Genomic DNA, 17,793 nt, shown 5'->3' on the forward strand with positions numbered 1-17,793 from the left:
ATGTTGCGTTTCATCTTTCAACGGCTGGCGATGTCGATCCCGACCTTGCTGCTGATCTCGCTGATGGTGTTCGCGATCATCCGCCTGGTGCCCGGTGATCCGGCGCTGCTGATGCTCGGCGACATGGCCGATGCCCACAGCCTGGAGGTCGCCCGTGCGTCCCTGGGCCTGGACCAGCCGCTGCCGCTGCAGTTTGTGATCTGGCTCAAGGCGGTGCTCAGCGGCGACCTCGGGCATTCCATCACCACCAATGAAGCGGTGTTGCCGCTGATCCTTGACCGCTTCCAGGTGAGTGCCGGGATCGTGCTGGTCTCGGTGTTGCTCGCGGCGTTGATTGCGGTACCGGCGGGCTTGCTCTCGGCGTGGAAACAGAACAGTTCCCTGGACTTTGGCGTGGTCTCCACCGCGACCCTGTTGCTGTCGATCCCGAGTTTCTGGCTGGGCCTGCTGTTGCTCTACGCGTTCGGCATCAAGCTCGGCTGGCTGCCGGTGGTGGGTTACGTGTCATTCGGCCAATCGCCGTGGCAGGCCTTGAGTTTTATTGTGCTGCCGATTGTCACGCTGACGTTGGTGGAACTCGGCGCGATCACCCGCATGGCCCGGGCCAGTGCAATTGAAGTGCTGCGCCTGGAATACATCACCCATGCCCGCGCCAAGGGTTTGTCGGAGCGGGCGGTGTTGTGGCGCCATGCGCTGCGCAACTCGTTTGCACCGACCCTGACCCTGATCGGCCTGATCCTCGGCAACCTGCTCAGCGGCATCGCGGTGCTCGAAACCGTGTTCACCCTGCCAGGTATCGGCCGGCTGATGGTCGACGCCATCTACGCCCGGGACTACCCCGTGCTGCAAGGCTGCCTGCTGCTGGTGACCTTTGTTTATGTGCTGGTCAACCTGTTGGTGGACCTGCTGTACCCGCTCTTCGACCCCAGGGTTAAGTTATGAATAAGCCTCTACCTGCCGCACCCGAGGTGCTGTTGCCGGCACCGGCGCGTGCCCCCAGGGCCTGGCGTGTGCCGCCGCTGAACGCGCTGATCGGCGCGCTGCTGCTGGCCTTGTTGTTGATCATGGCCTTGCTGGGCCTGGTCTGGACGCCCCATGACCCGTTGGCCTTGAACCTGCTGGCGCGCTTGCAGGCGCCCACCGCCGCGCACTGGCTGGGCACTGACGAGTACGGTCGCGACGTGCTGAGCCGGCTGATGATCGGCGCGCACACCAGCCTGTGGGTGAGTGTGTTGACGGTGACGCTGGCGATCACCGCCGGCACGGTACTGGGCCTGCTGGCCGGGTTCCTGCGGGGCTGGGTCGACCGGGGCTTGATGATGGTCAACGATGCGTTGCTGGCGTTTCCCGGGATCCTGCTGGCCCTGGGCTTGATGGCGATCATCGGCCCGAGCCTGTACGGCATCGTGTTCGCCTTGAGCCTGGCCTACACACCGTCGGTGGTGCGGGTGGTGCGCGGCACGGTGTTGTCGTTGCGCGAGAAAGAGTTTGTCGAAGCCTCGCGGGTTATCGGTAACTCCGAGCTGTACACCATGCTGCGGCACATCGCGCCGAACTGCGTGGCGCCGGTGTGCGTGCTGGCCACCAGCATGTTCGGCTGGGCGATCCTGGCGGAAAGCTCCCTGAGCTTCCTCGGCCTGGGCGTCCCGCCGCCGGCCGCCACCTGGGGCAACATGCTCGCCGCCAGCCGGCCGTATATCGCCACGGCCAGCTGGCTGGGGCTGTTTCCCGGTGTCTGCATCGCCATGGCGTTGCTGGCGTTCAACCTGTGCGGCGATGCCTTGCGCGATCGTCTCGACCCGCGGATGAGTAAATGACCATGACTGACGTCCTTCTGGCAGTCGACCAGCTGAAAATCCGCGTGGGGGCCAACGGCCCGCTGGCGGTCAACGACCTGAGCTTCACCATCGCCCCCGGCGAAATCGTGGCGCTGGTGGGCGAGTCCGGCAGCGGCAAGACCATGGCCGCCCGCGCCGCCATCGGCCTGCTGCCACCGCCGCTTGAGCAATGCAGCGGCCAGGTGCGCTTCCAGGGCCATGACCTGGGCAGCCTTGCGCCGGAGCAATTGCGCCAGTTGCGCGGGGCGAAGATCGGCATGGTGTTCCAGGAACCCATGGTGTCCCTCAACCCGTCCATGAGCATCGGCGAGCAAATGGCCGAGGGCCTGCGCCTGCACACCAGGCTGAGCGATGCGCAGATCCGCGAGCGCAGCCTGGAGATGCTCGGGCATATCGGCATCAAGGACGCCGAGCGTTGCCTGGCGGCGTTTCCCCACGAGTTCTCCGGCGGCATGCGCCAGCGCATCATGCTCGCCTCGGTGATGCTGCTGCGCCCGGCCTTGCTGATTGCCGACGAGCCCACCACGGCCCTGGATTGCCTGGCGCAACTGGACGTGTTGAAACTGATGCTCGACCTTACGCGCGAGCAGGGCACGGCGATCCTGTTTATCAGCCACGACCTGTCGCTGGTGGCGCGCTACGCCGACAAAGTGGTGGTGATGCGCGAAGGCCGCGCGGTGGAGCAGGGCACCATCGAGCAGATCCTGCTGGCGCCCAAGGCCGAGTACACCCGGCAACTGCTCGAGGCCCTGCCGCGGCGCGGCACCCTGGCAGCCTTGCCCAAGGCGGACCGGCCGTTGCTGACGGTTAAGGACGTGTGCATCGAGCACCCGGGGCCGCGCAGCCTGTGGGGCCGCAGCCAGTTCAAGCGGGTGGTGCATTCGGCCAACCTGTCCATCGCCCCGGGGGAAACCCTGGCGCTGGTGGGCGGCAGCGGCTCGGGCAAGACCACCCTCGGCCGGGCGATTGTCGGCCTGAACAGCCCGTGTTCCGGTGCCATCGAGTTTGAGGGCGTGGACATTCTCAAGGCTGGCAACCGTGACCATCGCCTGCAATGCCAGATGATTTTCCAGGACCCGTATTCGTCCCTCGACCCGCGCATGAAGATTGGCGACATCCTCGCCGAACCCCTGCGCCATGTGCCCGGCATGACGCCCGCGCAGCGTCGTGAGCGGGTGGCGAAAACCCTGGTGGACATCGGCCTGGCGGAACAGTTTGTCGACCGCTTCCCGCACCAGTTGTCCGGTGGCCAGCGTCAACGCGTGGCCATTGGCCGGGCGCTGGTGCGGCACCCGCGACTGGTGATTGCCGATGAGCCGATCTCGGCGTTGGACATGACCATCCAGAAGCAGATCCTCGAGCTGTTCGAGCGCCTGCAGGCGCAGTACGGCTTTGCCTGCCTGTTCATCTCCCACGACCTGGCGGCGGTGGAACGCATCGCCCACCGGGTGGCGGTGATGAGCGAGGGCAGGGTGGTGGAAATGGGTGCCCGCGACGAGATCTTCGACCGCCCGCAGCACCCCTACACCCGCAAGCTGCTGGCCGCCGCCAGCCCCTTGGAGAAACTTGAAAACGGTGGCTACCGCATCCGCCAGGGCCCCGTACCGCTAGCGCTGTAACCCAGGACTGACGTCACCCGCCGCGCAAATCGCCGATTTGCGCGAACGGCGAAGCCATGCCCGAAGAACAATAAAAACACCAACCCCCACCCCACTGCCAGGAGCTAAAAAAATGAAAAAATCCCTGACTCAACTCATCACCGGCGTCGGCGTTGTCAGCAGCGGGCTGGTCCCGTCACTGGCCCATGCAGACTTCATCAAGGACAGCAGCGGTACGCTGGACTTGAAGAACTACTACTTCAACCGTGACTACCGCGAGGCCGCTTCCCAGTCGATGCGCGCCGAGTGGGCCCAAGGTTTTATCCTCGGTATCAAGTCCGGTTTCACCGAAGGCACCGTGGGCTTCGGCCTGGACCTGACCGGCATGCTGGGGGTGAAACTCGACTCCAGCCCGGGGCTGTCCGGCACCGGTTTGCTGCAGCGTGACAGCGACAAGAATGTCTCCGACGAGTACTCCAAGCTTGGGGTGACCGCCAAGGCCCGCTTCGCCAAAAGCGAGCTGCGTGTGGGCTACCTGGTGCCGGACCTTCCGATCCTGCAACCCAACACCAGCCGTCTGTTTCCGCAGTCCTTCAGCGGCACCCAGCTGGTGTCCAACGATATCAGCAACCTGAAAATCACCCTCGGGCAGATCGACCAGGCCAAGGACCGTGACTCCACCAACTACGAAGACATGAAGCTGACCACGGTGAGCAAGGTCTACAAGAGCACCGCCCTGAGCGACCAGTTTCGCTTTGCCGGTGGCGACTACTCGCTGACCCCAAACACCTTGCTCAGCTACCACTTCGCGGCGCTGGACAGCATCTACCAGCAGCAATATGTGGGCTTCAAGAACAACTTCGGCCTGGGGCCGGGCACGCTGAAAACCGACGTGCGCTACTTCAAGTCGGACAAGGACGGCGCGGGCCTGGCGGGCAAGGTCGACAACAGCGCCTTGAGCAGCCGCCTGACCTACCAGTACGGCGGCCACAGCATCGGCGGCGGCTTCCAGCAGCAATACGGCACCACGCCGTTTACCTACCTGGACGGCTCCATCACCTACCTGTTCACCGAGTACCAGTTCAGCAACTTCACCCAAACCAGGGAGCGAGCCTGGCACGCCCGCTATGACTACAACTTCGCCGATCTCGGCTTGCCCGGCCTGTTGTTTGGGATCAAGTACGCCAAGGGTGATTCGGCTGAAGTGCTCGGTTTCAACCGCGAAGGCCGCGAGTGGGAGCGTGACCTGGACCTGGGCTACGTGGTGCAGAACGGGCCCTTCAAGGGCGTGTCGATGCGCTGGCGCAATGCGCTGAGCAAAGGCAACTACTTCAACGACGTTAACGAGAACCGCGTGATGCTGGGTTACACCCTGGCGCTCTGGTAACCACCCACTGTGGGAGCGGGCTTGCCCGCGATGGCGGTGGGTCAGTCACGGAATAGGCTGGCTGACCCACCGCCATCGCAGGCAAGCCAGCTCCCACACTGATCGGATTACCAGATCAAGATAGTGTGGGCCGCCCTTACAGACGATCACGCCGGCTCGTTAATATTTCTTCAGCGTTCATCACTCGAATATCGAGATTTCCGGTTTATGAAACTTAAATCACACCCCTTGCTGCAAGCGACACCAGGTACCCACAGGCACGTGGACAGTGAGCATTACGGTGCAATGGGTGCAAGTCGAAAAATCTATATCCAGGCGGCGCTGCATGCCGACGAAACCCCGGCGCTGCTGGTGGCCGCGCACCTGCGCCGGCAATTGGTAGTACTGGAAAATGCCAACCGGCTGAATGCGCAAATCGTGCTGGTGGCCGTGGCCAACCCCACCGGGCTGAGCCAATACATCATGGGCGCGCCCAGCGGGCGTTTCGAACTGGGCAGTGGGCGTAATTACAACCGGGGCTTTCCGGTGCCGTACCAGGCAATCGCCGACAAAATCGAGCACCTGCTGGGCCAGGACATCGACGCCAACCGCCAACTGATCCGCCAGGCCTGGGGCGAATGTCTGCTGGACGCGGCGCCGCTGGACGAATTCCAGTCGCTGCAACGCACCCTGATGCTGCTGGCCCACGATGCCGACATCGTGCTGGACCTGCACTGCTCCCGCGAAGCGGCGATGCATGTGTACACCGGCGAGGCAGTGTGGGCGACCGTGGAGCCGCTGGCGCGCTACATCGGCTCTGAAGCCTCGTTGCTGGCCACCGATTCCCAGGCCAATTCGTTCGATGAGGCGCTGTACCTGCTGTGGGTCAACCTGCGTGAGCGGTTTGGCGATCGGTTTCCGATTCCGGACAGCAGCGTGGCGGTGACCGTCGAGCATCGTGGCCAGCGGGATGTGTCCTATGAACTGGCAGAACATGACGCCACGGCGATCATTGATTACCTGACCCACCTGGGCGCGGTTGAAGGCACGCCACGGCCATTGCCGGCCCTGCGTAACCCGGCGACGCCGTTGGCCGGCAGCGAACAGTTTTATGCGCCATGCGCCGGGGTGCTGGTACACCGGGCGGCGGTGGGCAGTCGCATCGAGGCCGGGCAGGCGTTGTTCGATATCGTTGATCCCCACAGTGGGCAGGCCACCACGGTTTGCAGCCACAACACCGGCGTGTTGTACATGCGCCGCGACGTGCGCTTTGTGAAGCCGGGCGACCCGCTGGGCCGGGTGTCCGGTGCCACGCCGATTCGCAGCGGCAAGCTACTCAGCGCCTGATTTGCCAGCTATGGAATACGGTCAAAATGTGGGAGCGGGCTTGCTCGCGAATGCGGAGGGTCAGTCGCCGGAGATGTTGGCTAACCCTCCGCATTCGCGAGCAAGCCCGCTCCCACATTGGGTCTTTGTTGTTCATTCATTATTTATTCGGCAGGACATCCCCACCATGCACCCCAACCCGGCAATCACCCTCGAAAACCAATTCTGCGCCCACAACTATTCCCCCTTGCCGGTGGTGATCGTCAAGGGCGAGGGCGTCTGGGCCATTGGCGATGATGACAAGCGCTACCTGGACATGATGTCGGCCTATTCCGCCGTCAGTCACGGCCATGTCCACCCGCGCATCCGCGCCGCCGCCGTGGCGCAGATCGACAAGATCAGCGTGGTGTCCCGGGCGTTCTACAGCGAACCCTTGGGCAACTTCCTCAAGACCTTGTGCCGCATCACGGGCTTCGACTCGGCCCTGCCGATGAACAGTGGCGCCGAAGCTGTGGAAACCGCGATCAAGGCGGCGCGACGCTGGGGCTACCGGATCAAGGGCATCCCGGCCAATCAGGCCAACATCGTGGTGGCCGACAACAATTTCCACGGCCGCACCTCGACCATCGTCGGCTTCTCGTCGGAGGCGGACTACAAGGCCGACTTCGGCCCATTCTGCAACGGTTTCACCGAGGCGCGCTTCGGTGACATCGAGAGTTTCCGCCAGGCCATTACCGCCGACACCTGCGCGGTGCTGATCGAGCCGATCCAGGGCGAGGCCGGCATTCGCGTGCCGCCCGCAGGTTTCCTGCGGGAACTGCGCCAGCTGTGCGACCAGACCAACACCTTGCTGATCCTCGATGAGATCCAGTCCGGCCTGGGCCGTACCGGCAAGTGGTTTGCCTTCCAGCACGAAGGCATTCGCCCCGATGCATTGATCCTCGGCAAAGCCCTGGGCGGCGGGATCATGCCGGTATCGGCGTTCGTCGCTGATCATTCGATCATGGACCTGTTCGACGCCGGCAGCCACGGCTCGACCTTCGGCGGCAACCCGTTGGCGGCGGCCATTGGCCTGGAAGCGTTGAAGGTGCTGGAAGAGGAGGGCTTGATCGATAACAGCGCGCAACTGGGCCACTACCTGGTGGAGCGCCTGAAGGCCATGCACTCGCCGGCCATCCGCGAGATTCGCGGGCGTGGCTTGTGGGTCGGCGTGGAACTGGACCGCGATGCGCGGCCCATCTGCGAAGCGCTGCTGGCCGAAGGGCTGCTGACCAAGGAAACCCACGAAAACGTACTGCGCATCGCACCGCCGTTGTCCATTACCCGCGAAGAACTGGACTGGGGCCTTGAGCGTATCGAGCGGGTATTCAAACAGCTATGAGTGAGTATCTCAGTCACCTCGACATCGACGGCCAGCGCTTTGCCTGGATCGACCTGCACCAGTTGCTGACCCCGGCGCAACTGCAGCGCCTGCCGTATTCCGTGCGCATCCTCCTGGAAAACATTGCCCGCTGCGCCCCGGCTTCGTTGCCACAGGTAGTGGCGCGGGCCATCGGCGAAGGGCCGGATTGCGAGGTGCCGTTCCAGCCCAACCGGCTGATGTTCCACGACACCACGTGCCTGCCGGCCCTGGCGGATTTCGCCGGCATGCGCGATGTGGTGGCCGAACTGGGCGGTGATCCCCGGGCGGTGAACCCCTCGATCCCGGCGGTGCTGACCATCGACCATTCGGTGATCGTCGAGCACTACGCCGAGGCAGGCGCGGTGGATGCCAACCTGGACATCGATTTTCGCCGCAACAGCGAGCGCTACCGTTTTATCAAGTGGGCCCAGGCCAGCCTGGATAACTTCAAGGTGATCCCGCCGGGCACCGGGATCATCCACCAGATGAACATGGAGTCCATCGCCCAGGTGGTGTGGGAAAGCGCGCCGCGCAACGGCCACGTGCTGTTGCACCCCGACTGCATGGTCGCCACCGACAGCCACACGCCGATGATCAATGCCATCGGCGTGCTGGGCTGGGGCGTTGGCGGGCTGGAAGGGCAGGCGGCGATGCTCGGCGAACCGGTGCCGATTCCTTATCCGCAGGTGGTGGGCATTCGCGTCACCAATGCGTTGCGCGACGGCGTGACGGCCACTGACCTGGCACTGACGGTGACTGAACTGCTGCGCCGGCGCAGCATGGTCGGCAAGTTTGTCGAGTTCACCGGACCGGGCCTGGCGTCCCTGAGTTGGGCGGCGCGGGGCACCGTGGCGAACATGGCGCCGGAATACGGTGCGACCGTGGTGTTTTTCCCGTTTGATGACGAGACGCTGGCGTACCTGACCCTGAGTGCGCGCCCGCAGGCCTTGATCAACAAGGTCTCGGCCTACATGTCGGCGCAATCTCTGTGGCGCCGGGACGACGATCCCGAGCCGGTGTTCGATGAGTTGATCGAGCTGGATCTGGCGCAGGTTGAACCGAGTGTCGCCGGCCCGCATCAGCCCCATCAGCGCCAGTCCCTGGCCCAGGCCGGGGCGTCGTTTCATCAGCATGTATGCGCGCAAAAGCAGGATTTCTTCGAGCCGTCATTCCAGGTGCCGATCACCCATGGCGCGGTGGTGATGTCGGCCATCACCAGTTGCACCAACACCGCCAACCCGGCGCAGATGATCCAGGCCGGGCTCTTCGCCCGTAACGCCCGCGCCCGTGGGCTGACGCGCAAACCGTGGGTCAAGACGTCGCTGTCGCCAGGCTCACGGGTGGTGGCCGATTACCTGGAAGCCGCCGGCTTGCTGGAGGATTTCGCCGCGCTGGGTTTCGACCTGGCGGGCTTTGGCTGCATGACCTGCATCGGTAATTCCGGCAGCCTCGAACGCCATGTCGAGACGTTCGCCGAGCAGGGCTTGAAAGGCGTGGTGGTGCTCTCGGGCAACCGCAATTTCGAAGGCCGGGTCAACCCGAAAGTCCCTGCCGGCTACCTTGCTTCGCCCGCGTTGTGCGTGGCCTATGCGATTGCCGGCAGCATCGACACCGACCTGTCGGCCCAGCCGCTGGCGATGGATGCCCACGGCCAGCCGGTGTTCCTGCATGAGTTGATGCCCAGCGAAGCCGAGGTGGCCGCGCAAGTGGCGGCGGTGGTGCGCCCGGCGCTGTTTCACCAGCGCCAGGCACTGCTGTGGCAAGGCACTCACCATTGGCAGGCGCTGGAAGCCGACGCCAGCGTGCAGTTTGCCTGGCACCCGGCCTCCACTTACCTGCGCCGCCCGCAGTACCTTGCCGGGGTAACGCCGGTGCCGGCCGCGTCCTTGGCCATCAGCAACGCCCGGGCTTTGGTGGTGCTGGGGGATAACGTCACCACCGACCATATCTCCCCGGCTGGCACGATTCCGGCCGACAGCCTGGCCGGGCACTGGCTGCGGGAGCGCGGTGAAGCGCTGGCGGACCTCAACCAGTATTCGACCCGGCGCAGCAACCACGAAGTGATGGTGCGCGGCGCGTTTACCAACCCGCGCCTGAACAATCTGCTGTCCTGCGACCAGCCCCCGCGCCAGGGCGTCTGGGCCTGGAATGCCGACCGCAGCGACTACCTGCCGCTGTACCTCGCCGCGCAGAGCTACGCCGGTACACCCACCGTGTTGTTCGCCGGGATCAACTACGGTGCCGGCTCCAGCCGCGACTGGGCAGCTAAAGTCCTGACCCTGCTGGGGATCAAGGTGGTGGTGGCCCGCAGTATCGAGCGAATCCATCGCAGTAACCTGATCGGCATGGGCGTGTTGCCGCTGGTGTTCGATGAAGGCGCATCGGTGCAGGACTTGAACCTCGACGGCAGTGAGTCCCTGAGCTTCCTCGGCCTGGACGCGTTGCAGGTCGGCGACAACCCGATCACCTTGCAGATTGACCGCGCCACCGGTGAGACCACGCGTACCCCCCTGACCTTGCGCCTCGACTCGTTGCAGGAGGTTGGTTACCTTGAACACGGCGGCGTCTTGCCCTTCGTCATTCGCAAGACCGTGCAAAGAACTGTTCTAGGAGCGCGTAATGATTGACCCGCAGGTACTGCAACAACTGGCCCCCGAGGGTGTGCTCAGGGCTGCCATCAACTTTGGCAACCCGGTGCTGGCCCAGCGTGGCGAGGACGGCCAGCCCCAGGGCGTGTCGGTGGCGCTGGCCAGGGCCCTGGCCGATGAGTTGGCGGTCGACCTTGAGTTGATCACTTTTGATGCGGCGGGCAAGGTCTTCGCCGCGCTGGGCGATGACCGCTGGCGCGTGGCATTCCTGGCCATCGAACCGGTGCGCGAGCAGGAAATCGCCTTCAGCGCGCCCTACGTGATCATCAAGGGTACGTACCTGGTGGCGGTGGATTCACCCCTGGGCAGCGTGACCCAACTCGATGCTCCGGGCCAACGCATCGCTGTCGGCCAGGGTGCCGCGTATGACCTGTACCTGAGCCGCACGGTGCAGCATGCCGAACTGGTACGCGCGCCGACCTCGGCGGGTGCCGTAGACCTGTTTATCGAGCAAGGCCTGAACGCCGCGGCCGGGGTTCGGGATTACCTGCGAACCCGGCTGGATGAGCGCTGGCGCCTGCTGGAGGATGACTTCATGAGCATCAGCCAGGCGGTCGCGGTACCGGTAGCGCACGCAGCCGCTGCCGCGTTCGTCAAATCCTTTGTCGAACGGCAGAAAGCCAATGGTCTGGTAAGACAGGCGTTGTTGTGCAGCGGGCAAAGCCCGGAACTGGCGGCGCCTTAGAGACGGCGCAGGAAGGATTTGACGATTTGCTGGGTGGCCTGGGTGGTATCCAGGTCTTCCAGGCGTGTGTAGGGATGCCACTGGCATTCCTTGATTTCGCTCAGTGGCCGGGCTTCGTCGATATTCACCACCGACGCCTCGAACACATGGTGCAGGGTGTCGCTGGCCTTCAGCTCCTGCAATAACAGCAAACCGTCCACGTTCAGCCCGGTTTCCTCTTCCAGTTCTCGTGCGGCAGCACCTGCCGGGCGCTCATGGCGCTCGACCTTGCCGCCGGGCAATGCCCATTTCGAGCGGGCTTTACGCACGAACAGGATGTGCCCGTCGTGCTCGCAAATCACCGTGGCCCTTATTTTCATCGTCTGTGCCCCCGCAGCTGGATGATTGTCATAAAAGTGTAATGCAATTGTCATGCTCAGTCTTTATCCGGCAGGGTGGAGAGGGGGCCGGAAAACACCGATACTGCCCCATCGAAAAAAACTCACCTGAAGGAGATGCAGATGAACACCGTACGCTGGGGCATGATCGGCTGTGGCGATGTCACTGAACTCAAGAGTGGACCCGCCTTCTACAAAGCGCCAGGTTCTGCGCTGGTGGCCGTGATGGGGCGGCGCGAGGAGGCCGTGCGCGATTATGCGGCACGCCACGGCATTGCCCGTTTCTACACTGACGCCCAGGCGCTGATCGACGACCCGGAAGTAGACGCGGTCTACATCGCCACACCGCCCGACAGCCACCTCGAATACAGCCTGATGGTGGCCGCTGCCGGCAAGCATTGCTGCGTCGAGAAGCCCATGTCCCTGAATGCCGAGCAAAGCGCGCTGATGCAGCGCACCTTCGAACAGGCCGGGCTGCACCTGTTTGTCTCCTATTACCGGCGTTCCCTGCCACGCTTCCAGCAGGTGCGGGACTGGCTGCAGGACGGGCGCATCGGCGAATTGCGTCATCTGACCTGGACCCTGTGCAAGCCGCCTTCGGAAGACGATGCCAGCAGTGCCAACTGGCGCACCGACCCGGTGATTGCCGGCGGCGGGTATTTTGCCGACCTGGCCAGCCACGGTTTTGACCTGTTCCAGTACCTGGTCGGGGATATCGTCGATGTGGCCGGGTTTACCGCGCGCCAGGCGGGGCGCTATGCCGCCGAAGATGCCGTCACCGCCTGCTGGACGTTCGCCTCGGGCGCGCTGGGCATGGGCTGCTGGAACTTTGTCGCCGACCGGCGCGAAGACCGGGTAGAGATGATCGGCAGCAAGGGCCGCATCACGTTTTCGGTGTTCGATGAGGCGCCGTTGCGGCTTGAGGGCGAGACCAGCGAGGTGCTGGAGGTGCCCAACCATGCACATATCCAGTGGCATCACGTGCTGGGGATGAATGCGCATATTCGTGGCGAGAGCAAACACCCGGCACTGGCGATCGAGGCGTTGAAGACCGACCGGGTCATGGACCGGGTGCTACAACGTAACCCCAACCTGGCGGTCTAGCGGTGCTTTGATTTTGTCTTTTTAAGGAATGAACGGATGAAAATGAAAGCAGCCTGGATTGTGCTTTGCCTGGCGTTGGCCGGGGCCGCGACAGCAGCGCCGCGGGCCCAGGGGCAGGCCGGGGAGTTTGACTTTTATGTGTTGTCGCTGTCCTGGTCGCCGACCTTCTGCCTGACGCACCCGGACGACCAGCAGTGTTCGGGCAAGGGCTACGGTTTTGTCCTGCATGGGCTGTGGCCGCAGTACGCGAAGGGCGGCTGGCCGGCGTCGTGTGAGCCGCAGTCGCGCTTGTCGGATGCAGACTTCGCCCGGGGCAGGTCGCTGTTCCCGTCGCCCAAACTGCTCAGGCATGAATGGGCCAAGCACGGCACCTGCAGCGGCCTTGAGGCTTCGGCTTACCTGGACAAGACCGATGCAGCGCTCAGCGTGGTCAAGATCCCGCAGCAGCTTGAGCCCTTCAATGTCCGAAGCGGCCTGGGCGCGCGGGACATCGAAGCGCTGTTTCGCGAGAGCAACCCGGCCATGGGCAACCATGGCCTTGCGGTGATCTGCAAGGGTGCCGTGCTGACCGAGGTGCGGGTGTGCCTGACCAAGGACCTGGCGTTTGCCGGCTGCCCGCGCAGCGTCAAGAGCCAGTGCCGGGATGGCGATATTCGGATCCCGACCCAGCGTTAAGCGGACTCAGGCGGGCCCATAACCTTTATGGGCCTGCTCGATCTCCTCCACCAGGCGGTCAATGCCCGCCAGGCGTGCCCGGTTGTCGTGGTCCCAGGGATGGAACCCGGGCTTGAAGTAATGCAACCAGGGTAGCACCATGCGCGGGAACACGCCCTTGGGCCCGTACAGAAACTTGAGCATCCGCCAGAAGCCCTTCAAATGCCCGCCCGAACGCCGGTCGGCAAACAACAGGCGCAAGTGAAAGTCCAGGATCGTCAGCCAGAACAGCCCCGTGGTGATGAGCATGGTGGAAGTGCGCAGCAGATAACGCTTGGGCCCGGGCTTGATCACGCTGTTCCACACATCAAACGCCACCGCCTTGTGCTCGGTTTCTTCCAGGGCATGCCAGTACCACATCTGTTGGTAACCCTTGACCGAATCCCCGAACCGCGACGGGTCGCTGAGGAGGATTTCCGCGAGCATCGCGGTGTAGTGCTCCAGGGCAATGGTCACCGCCAGGTTGAAGGAGGCGGGCAGGTATTTCTTTTGCGCGTCGAGGATCATCTTCAGCCGACGGTCGAGGGTATTCGCCGGCAGCCCTGCGGCTTGCAGCAGATCGTTGTAGGCCACGTGCTCGCGGCTGTGCATGGCTTCCTGGCCGATGAAGCCCTGGATTTCTTTCTTCAGCTCCGGGTCTTCGATGCGCTGGCGGTAGTGACGCACGCTGTCCATGAAGAACAGTTCGCCCTGGGGAAACAGCAACGACAGTGCGTTGAAAAAGTGGGTAATGAACGGGCCTTGTTCATGCCAGTCCTTGATGCGTTCGGCCGGCAGGGCAAAACGGAGGTCGCGGCGAATCGGCAGCATGGTCGGTACTCCAGTTCAGAGACGGTGCTCTTCGTTGGTTTCAAGGACGGGCGAGGGCGCATTGCGTTGCTTGGGCGCCATGCGTTTGCTGGCCAACACCACCAGCGCTTGATAGGCGGCAGGCAGGCAGCGGGCGAGCAGGTCCAGAAAATAGGCGTCGCGGCCAATCAGCACGCGGCGTTTGTTTTTGCGTACGCCTTGCAGGATCACTTTGGCGGCCTGGTCGGCGTCGGTGATGAACAGCTTTTCGAAGTCGGCCCGGGCCTGCTGTTCGCTGTGAATCAGGAAGCCGGTCATGTTGGCGTCGATCCGGCTGCTGCGGCAGATGTCGGTGCGGATCCCGCCAGGGTGCACGCAGGTGGCCGAGACCCCGCTTTTCTGCAGGTCGAGTTCCTGGCGCAAGGACTCGGTAAAACCACGCACGGCGAACTTGGTGGCGTTGTAGCCGCTCATGCCCGGCTGGGCGAACAGGCCGAACACGCTGGAAGTGTTGACCACATGCCCATCGCCGCTGGCCTTGAGGTACGGCAAAAAGGCCTTGGTGCCGTACACCACGCCCCAGAAGTTGATCCCGACGATCCATTCCAGGTCGGTGTAGTCCACGCCTTCGACGGTGCTCGACAGCGCGACGCCGGCGTTGTTGAAGATCAGGTTGATCTGGCCATGTTCGGCGGCGCATCGGGCGGCCCAGTCTTCCACGGCCTGGCGCTCGGAAACGTCCAGCACCTGCGAGGTGACCAGCACCGGTGCAAGCACCTGGGCCTTGATCAGTGCGACGGTCTGCTCCAGGCCCTGGCTGTTTTTATCCGCCAGCGCCAGGTGGCAGCCTTCACGCGCCAACGCCAGGGCCAACGCGCGGCCCATGCCGGAAGCGGCGCCGGTAATGGCCGCCACGCGGCCGTTGAATGACTTCATGACAGGCTCCCTTCTGCGGTGGTGTGGGGCGTTGCGGCCGGGCGCGCGGTGGACGGTATCGGCACCAGGCTGGCGACGTAGTCCTTGAGGGCGAAATGCCGGGTGACCTGCTTGAAACGCCAGGTGGAGCCGGGCCACAGCGTGGTGTTCTTGCCGGTGCGTGGGTCCAGGTACCAGCTCTTGCAGCCGCCGGTGGACCAGATGGTGCCGTTGAGTTTTTCCTGCAGCCTGGCGTTGTAGGCCAGTTCCACCGCCGGCTTGACGTCCACCGTAGCGATGCGATGACGCTGCATTTGCTGCAGGGCATCGAGGATGTAGGTGACCTGGGCCTCGATCATCAGAATCATCGAGTTATGCCCCAGCCCGGTGTTGGGGCCGACGATCAGGAACAGGTTCGGATAACCCGGCACCGTGGTGCCCAGGTAGGCGTGGGCGCCGTCTTGCCAGGTGTCCATCAGGTCGATGCCGTGGCGCCCGATGATGCAGTTGCGGGGCAGCGGATCGGTGGCCTGGAAGCCGGTGCCGAAGATGAGGCAGTCAGCCGGGTGCTTGATGCCGTCGGCGGTGATCACCCCGTCGGCCTCGATGCGCAGCACGTTGTCGGTTACCACCTGCACATTGCTGCGGGACAGGGCCGGGTAGTAGTCGTTGGAAATCAGCACGCGCTTGCAGCCGATGGTGTAGTCCGGCGTCAGGGTCTTGCGCAGGGAAGGGCGGGCCACTTGTTTGTGCAGGTGGCGCATGGCGATTTTCTGCACCATTTTCATCAGGCGCGGGTGCAGGGCAAAGCCCACCACGCGACCTTCCAGTGCCCAATAGAACGCGCCGCGTACCAGGCGCTGGGTGAACGGCAGGTGCTTGAAGGCCCAGCGCTCGAAGCGTGAAATCGGCCGGTCGGGCTTGGGCATGATCCACGGCGGGGTGCGCTGGAACAGGTCCAGGTGGGCCACCTGCGGCGCAATCTGCGGCACGAACTGAATGGCACTGGCGCCGGTGCCGATCACCGCCACGCGCTTGCCCTTCAATGAATACTCGTGGTCCCACTGCTGGGAGTGGAAGCGCTTGCCCTTGAAGCTGTCCAGGCCCGGAATATCCGGCAGTGCCGGGCGCGACAGGCCGCCCATTCCCGACACCAGCACCCGCGCACTGACCTGGCGGCCATTGCTGAAGCTCAGGCTCCAGCGCTGTTGCGCCTCATCAAATACCGCCTTCTCCAGGCCCATGCCAAAGCGCAGGAACGGCGCCAGTTCGAAGCGCCGGGCGCACTGCTCCAGGTAGGCGCGAATCTCCGCCTGTGGCGCAAATTGCCGGGTCCAGTCCGGGTTGGGCGCAAAGGAAAACGAATAGACATGGGATTGCACGTCGCAGGCGCAACCGGGGTAGTGGTTGTCCCGCCAGGTGCCGCCGAGAGCATCGGCCTGTTCGGCAATAAAGAAGTCGTGGAACCCGGCTTCCTTGAGTTTGATCGCCATGCACAGCCCGGCAAATCCGGAACCGATGATGGCGATGTCGATGGTGTCATGGGCATTCATAGGCTGTCCCTCGTGGGCCGGTGGCGCCTTACGGGTGTCGACATCGGATGTGCTCCTTGTTTTTGTTTTGGCTTTTTAGATAGAACACCATTGCAAAGGAAAATTGAATTATTTATTTTAAAAAAGATTTTAAATAATCTACCTGAAAATATCGTCTAGGCTACGACCCAGTTCCTCATGTGCGACTTATCCGACGGACGAGAGCTTGTACGCACACAGTTAAGGTCCAGGGTGGACGATGGCTGAGGCCTTGACCAATACCGGTCGGGCCGCCAGCAACGCAGGGATGCAGAGGACCGAGCTATGGCTGTCGAGTGGGTTGTCGCTGCGGGTGTGTGTGTAGGGTTAAGCGTAGTGTTGTGGGCCTTCAGTGCCCGGATGACACGGCGTATAGAGGCTGCTGTTCCGATCAACGGGCGCTTTCTGGAGATCAACGGCGAGCGCTTTCATTATGTAGACGAGGGCAAGGGCCCACCGCTGGTGATGATCCACGGGCTGATGGGCAGCAGTCGCAACTTGACGTACGCCTTGTCTGCCCGATTGCGTGAGCACTTTCGAGTGATCACCGTGGATCGTCCGGGGTCGGGTTATTCCACCCGGCATGCCGGCACGGCCGCGGACCTGCCTGGCCAGGCCCGGCAAGTCGCCAGCTTTATCCAGACGCTGGACCTGGATAAGCCGCTGGTGCTGGGGCATTCCCTCGGCGGGGCGATTGCCCTGGCACTGGCCCTGGACCATCCCCACGCGGTGTCCGGATTGATCCTGGTGGCGCCCCTGACCCATCCCCAGCGCCTGCTGCCGCTGGTGTTTATGTCGTTGGCGATACGCCCGGGATGGCTGCGACGCTTTATGTCGCACACCCTGACCATGCCGATCGGATTGCTGACCAAAGGCTCGGTGGTCAAGGGCGTGTTTGCCCCCGACCCGGCCCCGGAAGACTTCGCCACCCGTGGTGGCGGCTTGTTGGGCATGCGGCCCGAGAACTTCTATGCCGCCTCCACCGAGATCAACCTGGTCAACGATTTCCTGCCGGACATGGTCAAGCGCTACCCACAGCTGACGTTGCCGATCGGGCTGATTTATGGCGCGCAGGACAAGGTGCTGGATTTCCGCAAACACGGGCAGGCCCTGGCCAGCCTGGTGCCGGGCCTGAAGCTGCAGCTGGTGGAAGGGCGCGGGCATATGTTGCCGATCACGGCCACCGAGCGTGTCGCGGCGGTGGTCGAGCAGATAGCCAAGCGCGTCCGGCCGCCGGAAAGCGCCACGGTGTTGCACCCGCCGTTTGCGTTGGCGAGTAAATAATTGTGCGACTGAACTCGCGGTTCGAACTCGTCAATGCTTGCCCTAGACACCTGACCAAACGGCTGAAAAAGAGACTGCCCGGTCACGTTCAAAAGGGTTCAAGAAACTAGTTGACGACCTAACGATTCCGCGCTATTTATTTAAAAAAATTATTTCAATGTCTAATTTGAAACAAT

At 63.3% G+C, this 17,793-nt stretch carries 15 protein-coding genes; 11 read left to right on the forward strand and 4 right to left on the reverse strand.

Annotated features, from left to right (window positions below; translation table 11 throughout):
- The 8 genes from HX801_RS22780 to HX801_RS22815 all read left to right on the forward strand — a co-directional run bounded on the left by HX801_RS22780 (position 1) and on the right by HX801_RS22815 (position 10,863).
- Positions 1-942 carry an ABC transporter permease gene (locus HX801_RS22780; RefSeq protein ID WP_003208135.1) on the forward strand — a complete coding sequence of 314 codons (942 nt, stop codon included), beginning with the start codon at positions 1-3 and terminating at the stop codon, positions 940-942.
- Positions 939-1,817, forward strand: coding sequence for an ABC transporter permease (locus tag HX801_RS22785; RefSeq protein ID WP_003208137.1), 879 nt, complete (start codon positions 939-941; stop codon positions 1,815-1,817). Before HX801_RS22780 ends, HX801_RS22785 begins: the two co-directional genes overlap by 4 nt.
- Positions 1,814-3,457: an ABC transporter ATP-binding protein gene (locus tag HX801_RS22790; protein WP_177022777.1), complete on the forward strand. Its 1,644-nt coding sequence runs from the start codon at positions 1,814-1,816 to the stop codon at positions 3,455-3,457. The genes HX801_RS22785 and HX801_RS22790 overlap by 4 nt, the downstream gene beginning before the upstream one ends.
- Before the next feature lie 112 nt (positions 3,458-3,569).
- Positions 3,570-4,823, forward strand: coding sequence for an OprD family porin (locus HX801_RS22795; protein ID WP_008437109.1), 1,254 nt, complete (start codon positions 3,570-3,572; stop codon positions 4,821-4,823).
- A 207-nt stretch (positions 4,824-5,030) separates the two neighbouring features.
- Positions 5,031-6,149 carry a succinylglutamate desuccinylase/aspartoacylase family protein gene (locus tag HX801_RS22800; protein WP_177022778.1) on the forward strand — a complete coding sequence of 373 codons (1,119 nt, stop codon included), beginning with the start codon at positions 5,031-5,033 and terminating at the stop codon, positions 6,147-6,149.
- Between the two features lie 166 nt (positions 6,150-6,315).
- The gene (gene rocD / locus HX801_RS22805) at positions 6,316-7,509 is read left to right on the forward strand and encodes an ornithine--oxo-acid transaminase (protein ID WP_087694138.1); all 1,194 of its coding nucleotides are present in this window, start codon (positions 6,316-6,318) and stop codon (positions 7,507-7,509) included.
- Positions 7,506-10,157: an aconitate hydratase AcnA gene (acnA, locus tag HX801_RS22810; RefSeq protein ID WP_177022779.1), complete on the forward strand. Its 2,652-nt coding sequence runs from the start codon at positions 7,506-7,508 to the stop codon at positions 10,155-10,157. Before rocD ends, acnA begins: the two co-directional genes overlap by 4 nt.
- On the forward strand, positions 10,150-10,863 hold the full coding sequence (locus HX801_RS22815) for a transporter substrate-binding domain-containing protein (RefSeq protein ID WP_003214641.1): 714 nt from the start codon (positions 10,150-10,152) through the stop codon (positions 10,861-10,863). The genes acnA and HX801_RS22815 overlap by 8 nt, the downstream gene beginning before the upstream one ends.
- On the opposite strand, the gene HX801_RS22820 is transcribed toward HX801_RS22815, so the two are convergent.
- Positions 10,860-11,222 carry an NUDIX hydrolase gene (locus HX801_RS22820; RefSeq protein ID WP_032899596.1) on the reverse strand — a complete coding sequence of 121 codons (363 nt, stop codon included), beginning with the start codon at positions 11,220-11,222 and terminating at the stop codon, positions 10,860-10,862. The two genes, HX801_RS22815 and HX801_RS22820, sit on opposite strands and share 4 nt — an antisense overlap.
- Before the next feature lie 141 nt (positions 11,223-11,363).
- Between HX801_RS22820 and HX801_RS22825 the strand changes: the two genes are divergently transcribed.
- On the forward strand, positions 11,364-12,344 hold the full coding sequence (locus HX801_RS22825; RefSeq protein WP_177022780.1) for a Gfo/Idh/MocA family protein: 981 nt from the start codon (positions 11,364-11,366) through the stop codon (positions 12,342-12,344).
- A gap of 36 nt (positions 12,345-12,380) precedes the next feature.
- On the forward strand, positions 12,381-13,019 hold the full coding sequence (locus tag HX801_RS22830; protein WP_371315612.1) for a ribonuclease: 639 nt from the start codon (positions 12,381-12,383) through the stop codon (positions 13,017-13,019).
- A 6-nt stretch (positions 13,020-13,025) separates the two neighbouring features.
- Here HX801_RS22830 and HX801_RS22835 read toward each other — a convergent pair whose 3' ends face one another.
- The 3 genes from HX801_RS22835 to HX801_RS22845 are packed head-to-tail and all read right to left on the reverse strand — an operon-like array spanning position 13,026 to position 16,315.
- On the reverse strand, positions 13,026-13,868 hold the full coding sequence (locus tag HX801_RS22835) for a metal-dependent hydrolase (protein WP_177022781.1): 843 nt from the start codon (positions 13,866-13,868) through the stop codon (positions 13,026-13,028).
- A 15-nt stretch (positions 13,869-13,883) separates the two neighbouring features.
- On the reverse strand, positions 13,884-14,783 hold the full coding sequence (locus HX801_RS22840; RefSeq protein ID WP_003214652.1) for an SDR family oxidoreductase: 900 nt from the start codon (positions 14,781-14,783) through the stop codon (positions 13,884-13,886).
- Positions 14,780-16,315: an NAD(P)/FAD-dependent oxidoreductase gene (locus HX801_RS22845; protein WP_177022782.1), complete on the reverse strand. Its 1,536-nt coding sequence runs from the start codon at positions 16,313-16,315 to the stop codon at positions 14,780-14,782. The genes HX801_RS22840 and HX801_RS22845 overlap by 4 nt, the downstream gene beginning before the upstream one ends.
- Positions 16,316-16,618: 303 nt before the next feature.
- On the opposite strand from HX801_RS22845, the gene HX801_RS22850 reads away from it, so the two are divergent.
- The gene (locus HX801_RS22850) at positions 16,619-17,617 is read left to right on the forward strand and encodes an alpha/beta fold hydrolase (protein WP_177022783.1); all 999 of its coding nucleotides are present in this window, start codon (positions 16,619-16,621) and stop codon (positions 17,615-17,617) included.
- Positions 17,618-17,793 lie beyond the last annotated feature (176 nt).

Origin of the sequence: Pseudomonas sp. G1002 (assembly GCF_013385455.1) — a bacterium.
Taxonomy (GTDB): Bacteria; Pseudomonadota; Gammaproteobacteria; order Pseudomonadales; family Pseudomonadaceae; genus Aquipseudomonas.

What these genes read in the sequence shown, in the direction of transcription:
- HX801_RS22800 (WP_177022778.1), top strand. Translation starts at nt 5,031, where the DNA reads ATGAAACTTAAATCACACCCCTTGCTGCAAGCGACACCAGGTACCCAC.
- HX801_RS22795 (WP_008437109.1), top strand. Translation starts at nt 3,570, where the DNA reads ATGAAAAAATCCCTGACTCAACTCATCACCGGCGTCGGCGTTGTCAGC.
- HX801_RS22780 (WP_003208135.1), top strand. Translation starts at nt 1, where the DNA reads ATGTTGCGTTTCATCTTTCAACGGCTGGCGATGTCGATCCCGACCTTG.
- HX801_RS22785 (WP_003208137.1), top strand. Translation starts at nt 939, where the DNA reads ATGAATAAGCCTCTACCTGCCGCACCCGAGGTGCTGTTGCCGGCACCG.
- HX801_RS22820 (WP_032899596.1), bottom strand. Translation starts at nt 11,222, where the DNA reads ATGAAAATAAGGGCCACGGTGATTTGCGAGCACGACGGGCACATCCTG.
- HX801_RS22830 (WP_371315612.1), top strand. Translation starts at nt 12,381, where the DNA reads ATGAAAATGAAAGCAGCCTGGATTGTGCTTTGCCTGGCGTTGGCCGGG.
- HX801_RS22845 (WP_177022782.1), bottom strand. Translation starts at nt 16,315, where the DNA reads ATGAATGCCCATGACACCATCGACATCGCCATCATCGGTTCCGGATTT.
- HX801_RS22840 (WP_003214652.1), bottom strand. Translation starts at nt 14,783, where the DNA reads ATGAAGTCATTCAACGGCCGCGTGGCGGCCATTACCGGCGCCGCTTCC.
- HX801_RS22835 (WP_177022781.1), bottom strand. Translation starts at nt 13,868, where the DNA reads ATGCTGCCGATTCGCCGCGACCTCCGTTTTGCCCTGCCGGCCGAACGC.
- HX801_RS22815 (WP_003214641.1), top strand. Translation starts at nt 10,150, where the DNA reads ATGATTGACCCGCAGGTACTGCAACAACTGGCCCCCGAGGGTGTGCTC.
- rocD (WP_087694138.1), top strand. Translation starts at nt 6,316, where the DNA reads ATGCACCCCAACCCGGCAATCACCCTCGAAAACCAATTCTGCGCCCAC.
- HX801_RS22790 (WP_177022777.1), top strand. Translation starts at nt 1,814, where the DNA reads ATGACCATGACTGACGTCCTTCTGGCAGTCGACCAGCTGAAAATCCGC.
- acnA (WP_177022779.1), top strand. Translation starts at nt 7,506, where the DNA reads ATGAGTGAGTATCTCAGTCACCTCGACATCGACGGCCAGCGCTTTGCC.
- HX801_RS22825 (WP_177022780.1), top strand. Translation starts at nt 11,364, where the DNA reads ATGAACACCGTACGCTGGGGCATGATCGGCTGTGGCGATGTCACTGAA.
- HX801_RS22850 (WP_177022783.1), top strand. Translation starts at nt 16,619, where the DNA reads ATGGCTGTCGAGTGGGTTGTCGCTGCGGGTGTGTGTGTAGGGTTAAGC.